This is a genomic window from Priestia sp. P5_B4 (genome assembly GCF_056400385.1).
In genome coordinates, this window is the sequence record NZ_JBFULJ010000021.1 from 23,908 (window position 1) to 31,331 (window position 7,424).

The 7,424-nt window shown below is 38.3% G+C and carries 4 protein-coding genes, 1 rRNA gene and 2 riboswitches; all 5 genes read left to right on the forward strand.

The window, feature by feature from the left end; all coding sequences use genetic code 11:
- Positions 1-6 precede the first annotated feature (6 nt).
- The gene (locus AC1DRF_RS04815) at positions 7-1,197 is read left to right on the forward strand and encodes a DUF58 domain-containing protein (protein WP_427077120.1); all 1,191 of its coding nucleotides are present in this window, start codon (positions 7-9) and stop codon (positions 1,195-1,197) included.
- Entirely contained in the window at positions 1,194-3,386 is a 2,193-nt protein-coding gene (locus AC1DRF_RS04820) for a transglutaminase TgpA family protein (protein ID WP_477740388.1), read from the forward strand. Before AC1DRF_RS04815 ends, AC1DRF_RS04820 begins: the two co-directional genes overlap by 4 nt.
- A gap of 39 nt (positions 3,387-3,425) precedes the next feature.
- Positions 3,426-3,527, forward strand: a riboswitch (purine riboswitch).
- Positions 3,528-3,650: 123 nt separating this feature from the next.
- Positions 3,651-5,180 (forward strand): glutamine-hydrolyzing GMP synthase, encoded by a 1,530-nt coding sequence (gene guaA, locus AC1DRF_RS04825; protein ID WP_427077122.1) that lies wholly within the window; start codon positions 3,651-3,653, stop codon positions 5,178-5,180.
- A gap of 97 nt (positions 5,181-5,277) precedes the next feature.
- Positions 5,278-5,379, forward strand: a riboswitch (purine riboswitch).
- 133 nt (positions 5,380-5,512) lie between these two features.
- Positions 5,513-6,838 (forward strand): NCS2 family permease, encoded by a 1,326-nt coding sequence (locus AC1DRF_RS04830; RefSeq protein ID WP_034655329.1) that lies wholly within the window; start codon positions 5,513-5,515, stop codon positions 6,836-6,838.
- Positions 6,839-7,211: 373 nt separating this feature from the next.
- A 16S ribosomal RNA gene (locus tag AC1DRF_RS04835) occupies positions 7,212-7,424 on the forward strand; the annotation flags it as partial.

Genomic DNA, 7,424 nt, shown 5'->3' on the forward strand with positions numbered 1-7,424 from the left:
TACTTTATGAAACAGTATATAAAAGTGATATGGAATAAATGTAGGGACTGGTTCGTTTTATTCTGCATCTTTGCTGCTACGTTTTCGTACGCGATGTTTCAAGGGGGCTTTGTCAGCTGGTTTTTATTTTATAGCTTCTTACCTTTTGGATTATATGCGGCAGCCGTTTTGCTTTATCCGTTAAAGAAGTGGAATGTTACTCGTGATGTGAAGCTACAGCCTCGATTCGCTGGAGATCATCTTTCGTATGACATTCATATTACACGCTCCTCGGGTTTTCCTGTTTATATGGCAGCAGTGAAAGAGGAGAGTAACCTTTTAGATCAAGAAGAAAGAACAATTTATCCGCTTTTTCAACGAAACGCTGTTATTCCGTATGAAAGATCGTTTGTAGAAAGAGGAGAATATGAATTTTTTACGATTTCGATTGAATTGAGTGATTTATTAGGAATTGTAAAAAAGAAGGCATATTATCCGCTGCAGCAGCGGTTTATCGTGTATCCTCAAATCCATGAGATAGATATCCCGTTTCTTTTAGCGGGAATAGAAGAAGGAAAAAATGAAGTTTCGACGGGGAATCAATCTACTACGTTAGTGACAGGCATTAGAGAATACCAGCCGGGTGACCGATTAGGATCTATCGATTGGAAGGCGACGGCTCGTAAAGCTACGTTGATTTCTAAAGAGTTTGGTCATTATCATGAACGGAGTATGATTATCATTGCAGATGTTATAAGCTCTCTATACTTTGAAGAACGAATGAGCTTTCTCGCATCCATGCTCATTCATGAAGAAACCAAGCGTAAAAAAATCGATTTTCTTTTAGCTGGAGATGCACTTTTTTCACCAAAAACCTCTGAACAAAGTGAGACTGGTAACCTGTTGTATCACTTAGCGCGTGCACAGCCTGTTAACAACCGAGCGTTCGAAACAGAATTTAAGAGTATTGCCATTCAAAAGCAGCATTCTTTTATGGTCATTGTCAGTCAAGTTACAGGGACTCTCATTGGGCAGGTTCAATCTAAGCTGAGTCTGCATGCTAAGGCATCAATAATTGTCGTTAAAGATGAAGGAGCAGGGCTTAGTGACGAAGAGACGGTTATTGTAAATGGAATACAATCTTCTGCTTTAACGATTGAAGTTGTTAATATTCCTCTTCCTCTATCATCTAAAGGAAGTGAGGGCGGAAATAAGTGAATAAATCAGCTTTGTATGTAAAAAACATCTTATTGTACGCGGGAGCATTCTTTTTATTAGTGGAATGGCTTCTTCCTTTAAATGAAGTGACCGATACCAATCAAATTCAGTACTTTATCTTGTTTGTTGCTTACTGTTTTTTGTGTTTAACGTTTCGCTTGCCGTTTATCGTGATGACGTTAGGGAGTATATTGTTTATTTTGTTTTCGCTTCACAATCTCTATTTCCAAGGAGCATTCTTTTCTTCAGACTGGCTTCCGAGACTTTTGGAGATTCTTCAGTCAGATGCACAAAGTATCATGGATTGGAATATAGCGAATTTATCATTTGAAATGAGGAGCACTTTATTTTTTGTGCTGCTTTGGATTATGGCTTATTTAATTCGATATTGGATCTTTTACCAAAAAAGAATTTTCTTCTTTTTCTTCTTAACCATTTTGTATATTACCGTGTTGGATACCTTTTCTGCTTACGATGCGGGAGCTGCTATTATTCGCGTGACCATTATTGGATTTTTATTAGTAGCCATGCTTCGCATAAATCCTGAACGTATAAAAGCTGCGAGCACTGAGCGTTTAGAAAATAGAAAACGATCGTTTCTTTTTCTAGGCAGCTTTTTAGCTATCGTCATTGTGCTGGCTTATCTCGCTCCTAAACCAGGGCCGCAGTGGCCAGATCCCGTACCTTTTATCACAGCGCATACAACAAATCAAGGACAGGGAGAATCTGCAAGCGGTCAACGAATTGGCTATGATATGGACGATTCTAAATTGGGGGGATCGTTTGTCAATGATGATACGGTTGTGTTTACAGCCAAAGTAGAGGATGAGCACTATTGGCGTATTGAAACGAAGGATGTTTATACAGGTAAGGGGTGGGAGCTGTCTAAAGAGGAAGAAAAAGTACCCTTTAAAGGAAATGAAAACTTACTCCCTCAATATGACTCAAGTGTAGCAGGACAAGTAAGAAAAGCAGAAGTTACCTATTCGCAGCCTTCTGTTCATCTTATGCATGTTCCTCAACTGCTGTCGCTAACCTTAAAAAATGGCATTCAAACCGATGTTACACCGACAAATGAAAAATTATATCCTTATCAAAATGACAAGCTTGTTACTGTTCAATCGTATGAGATGACGTATAAATATCCCGTATTTGATATTGGACTTCTTCAGCAAGCAGAGGAAAAAAAGGCAGAGAGTTTAGAGAATAATAACGAATTTATAGCAAGGTATACACAACTTCCTGCTAACTTGCCGAAACGAGTAAAGGATTTAGCTCGTGAGTTAACAAAAAATAAGAACAATCGTTATGAAAAAGCGAAAGCCGTTGAAGAATACTTCCGATCAAATCCATATGTATATGATACTGAAAATGTTCCAATTCCTACGAAAAATAAAGATTATGTGGATCAATTTTTATTTGATACAAAAAGAGGGTACTGTGATAACTTCTCTACTTCTATGGTTGTGCTGCTTCGTTCATTAGATATTCCTGCTCGGTGGGTAAAGGGCTATACAGAAGGTGATGCCACCGTCATTTCAGGAAGTAGTAAGTGGACAACCTATGAAATCACACAAAATAATGCTCATTCTTGGGTCGAAGTCTATTTTCCAGGAGCGGGTTGGGTACCTTTTGAACCAACAAAAAGTTTTTCTAATCCTTATGATTTTGTAGATAGCCAACCTAACAACTCTAGTGAAAATAGTCAAAGGGAAGAAGAGAAACAAGAAACGCAAGTGAAGGAGCAGCCTAAGGAAAAAGAGCTTCCGGCACAAGAAGAAAAAGCGAAAGAAAAAACAGCTTCTCTTCAAAATGCTAAGTTGTCTATGAAGTGGAAAGTACTTTTCTGCGGACTGATTGTAGTTATGTTAATAGTAATATATCTCAATCGATTTAAATGGTTTTTACCTTTTTATATCTCTTTTTATAAAAAGAAAGAGAGTGTGGAAACCTTTGAATCAGCGTATGCTTTTTTACTTAAAAGACTCGCTGCAAATGGACTAAAGCGGCAAGAAAGTCAGACGCTGCGCGACTTTGCAGGAGAAGTAGACGAAAAATTAAATACGGTAAATATGCTACAATTAACGGAAAAATATGAGCGGGTTTTGTATCGAAATGCAGATTCCATAAAAGAATGGAAAGAGTCGATTGAATTGTGGGAAAATTTAATCAAAAAAACGAGTTCTTGACCATTGTTTCGCGGATTGATAGAATATTCTCGAACTTACTATAAATGTTTCGTATACCTTCATATATCCTCGATAATATGGTTCGAGAGTCTCTACCGGGTCACCTTAAACGATCTGACTATGAAGGCAGAACAGTCTATTTGACGATAAACGTCGTGCTCAACTAGACTTCTGCCTTTGTTTTTTGAGGGAGAAGTCTAGTTTTTTTTATATTTTAGGGCATAATAACAAGTGATTATTTACACATTCGGAGAGGTGAACAAGATGGAAGGCATGATTGTTGTATTAGATTTTGGTAGTCAATATAACCAACTGATTACGCGTCGCATTCGCGAGTTCGGAGTATATAGTGAATTGCATCCGCACACAATTACAGCAGAAGAGATTAAAGCATTAAATCCAAAGGGAATTATTTTCTCTGGAGGCCCAAACAGTGTGTACGGTGAAAACGCATTTCACTGCGATGAAAACATTTTTGAATTAGATATTCCTGTTTTAGGTATTTGTTATGGAATGCAATTAATGACTCATCATTTTGGCGGGAAGGTAGAAGGTGCTAGCCATCGTGAATATGGTAAAGCAGCGATTAACGTACAAAACGGTTCATTAATGTACCATGAGTTGCCAAAAGAACAAGTTGTTTGGATGAGTCACGGTGATTTAGTTGTAGAAACACCAGCTGGTTTTGAAGTGGACGCAACTAGCCCATCTTGTCCAATTGCCGCAATGAGTAACAAAGATAAGAATATGTACGGAGTGCAGTTCCATCCAGAAGTTCGCCATTCAGTGCATGGTAACCATATCTTAAAGAACTTCGTGTTTGAAGTATGTCATGCTGAAGCAAACTGGTCAATCGAGAACTTCATTGAAGTTGAAATGGATAAAATCCGTGAAACAGTTGGAGATAGAAAAGTACTTTGCGCACTTAGCGGTGGAGTAGACTCTTCAGTAGTAGCTGTGTTAATTCACAAAGCAATTGGTGATCAGTTAACATGTATGTTCGTAGATCACGGTTTATTACGTAAAGGTGAAGCGGAAAGCGTAATGGAAACATTTAGCGAAGGCTTTAATATGAACGTAATTAAAATCGATGCAAAAGATCGCTTCTTAGAAAAATTAAACGGCGTATCAGATCCTGAACAAAAGCGTAAAATCATCGGTAATGAATTTATTTATGTATTCGATGACGAAGCTGCTAAATTAAAAGGGTTTGATTTCCTAGCTCAAGGTACGCTATACACAGATATTATCGAGAGTGGGACAGCTACAGCTCAAACGATCAAATCTCACCACAACGTAGGTGGATTACCGGAAGATATGCAGTTCAAACTAATTGAACCGTTAAACACGCTATTCAAAGATGAAGTACGTGCATTAGGTTCTGAATTAGGTATCCCTGATAACATCGTTTGGCGTCAACCTTTCCCAGGACCAGGTCTAGGTATTCGTGTACTTGGTGCAATTACGGAAGAGAAGTTAGAAATTGTACGTGAGTCGGATGCTATTTTACGTGAAGAGATTGCAAAAGCTGACTTGGAGCGCGATATCTGGCAATACTTTACGGTTCTTCCTGACATCCGCAGTGTAGGTGTAATGGGAGATGCTCGTACGTATGATTACACAATCGGTATTCGTGCTGTTACATCAATTGATGGTATGACTTCTGACTGGGCCCGTATTCCTTGGGATGTGCTTGAAGTTATCTCAACGCGTATTGTAAACGAAGTTAAGCATATTAACCGCGTAGTGTATGATATTACAAGTAAGCCACCTGCAACAATTGAATGGGAATAATATGTAAGAAAACCGAACAAACGAACATTCTTTTCTAAGAATGTTCGTTTTTTGTTGACTTTTTTAAAAAGTTAATGGTAGGATAGTAACATAAAACAGCGAGATATAGCTTTAATGTCGTATAATCTTGGGGATAAGGCCCAAAAGTTTCTACCGAGCTACCGTAAATGGCTTGACTACGAGAAAGTAATACATGTATGTGTAAAAATCTTTTGTTTTTTTGGCTCATACATTTCTCTTTTAGTCGATCTTATGCCTTTACGCGCCTAGTGTAGAGGCATTTTTTATGGCTTGCCTAAGTGCATGCGGCTTCTATAAAGGGAGGAAAAAACGTGAAGAAGTATTTTCGTTTTGAAGAGCTGGGTACTAGCTATCGAAAAGAGTTTATAGCTGGCCTTACAACTTTTCTATCTATGGCTTACATTTTATTTGTTAATCCATCTGTGCTATCACTAAGTGATGTAAAGGATCTGCCTGACAGTATGAGAATGGACCAAGGGGCTGTATTTACAGCTACTGCTTTAGCGGCAGCTTTGGGATCAATTGTTATGGGAGTGCTTGGTAGATATCCAATTTCATTAGCTCCAGGTATGGGATTAAACGCATTTTTTGCTTATACAGTTGTTCTGACAATGGGAATTCCATGGCAGACGGCTTTAACGGGTGTTATGATATCAGGTGTTATTTTTATTCTTTTAACATTAACAAGCCTGCGAGAAAAAATTATTAATTCTATTCCTATTGAATTAAAAATGGCTGTTGGAGCAGGTATTGGTTTGTTTATTAGTTTTATTGGTATGAAAGGTGCCGGAATCATCGTCAAAGATGATGCCACATTTGTTGGACTGGGTGATTTAACTAACCCAACAACGTTACTTGCGGTTTTTGGCATTGTCATTACTATTGTATTAATGGTGCTTCGAGTAAATGCAGCTGTATTTATTGGTATGATTGTAACAGCTGTAGCGGGTATGGCTTTTGGTTTAATTGATACACCTAAAGCAGTTGTTTCATCAGTTCCTAGTCTTGACCCGACGTTTGGGGCAGCTTTTCAAAATATCGGTGATATCTTTACTGTAAAGATGCTAGTCGTCATTTTAACTTTCTTATTTGTTGATTTCTTCGATACAGCAGGTACGATGGTTGCTGTAGCGAGTCAAGCTGGGCTTATGAAAGATAATAAGCTTCCGCGAGCGGGCAGAGCGTTATTGGCAGATTCTAGTGCGATTGTAGTTGGTGCTGTTCTTGGTACCTCATCAACAACAGCTTATGTAGAGTCTACGGCTGGAGTAGCAGCGGGCGGACGTTCAGGGTTTACTGCAATCGTAACGGCGGCGTTTTTCTTAATTGCACTGTTCTTTTCTCCATTGTTAGCGGTCGTGACACCAGCTGTTACTGCGCCGGCTTTAATTACGGTAGGAGCTCTGATGGTGTCAAATTTAGGGGAAATTAATTGGAAAGAGTTCGAAGTAGCAGTTCCTGCATTTTTCACGGTAATTATGATGCCATTAACATACAGTATTGCAACAGGTATTGCGGTTGGTTTTATCTTTTATCCTATTACAATGTTATGCAGCAAGCGTGGAAAAGAAGTTCATCCAATTATGTATGCTCTCTGTATCATCTTCATACTCTATTTTGCATTCTTAGCAGAATAGTTTAAATAAAAAAGCTCAGTTTAATGACTGGGCTTTTTTTTTATGGTAAGATAAGAAAACTGCATAGCGGCTAGATTGCTATTGTAATAGAGAGTATTCAATCATTTTACTGAAGGTTTACTTCATTAACTTTTTTATTTATAAAGTTTTTTAGAAAAAMGATTGACTCTACATATTATATATGGTAAATTATTAAATGTCGCTGATGAACAGCGCAGTTGAGAGAAACATCTTAAAAAAAGGTGTTGACATCAAAATGGTAGAATGTTATACTAATAAAGTTGCTTCAGAGCAACGGTTGAACTTTGAAAACTGAACAAAGCGACAAACGTCAACGTTAATTTTTATTTTTTAAATGAGCAAGTCAAACATTTCTTCGGAGAGTTTGATCCTGGCTCAGGATGAACGCTGGCGGCGTGCCTAATACATGCAAGTCGAGCGAACTGATTAGAAGCTTGCTTCTATGACGTTAGCGGCGGACGGGTGAGTAACACGTGGGCAACCTGCCTGTAAGACTGGGATAACTTCGGGAAACCGAAGCTAATACCGGATAGGATCTTCTCCTTCATGGGAGATGATTGAAAGA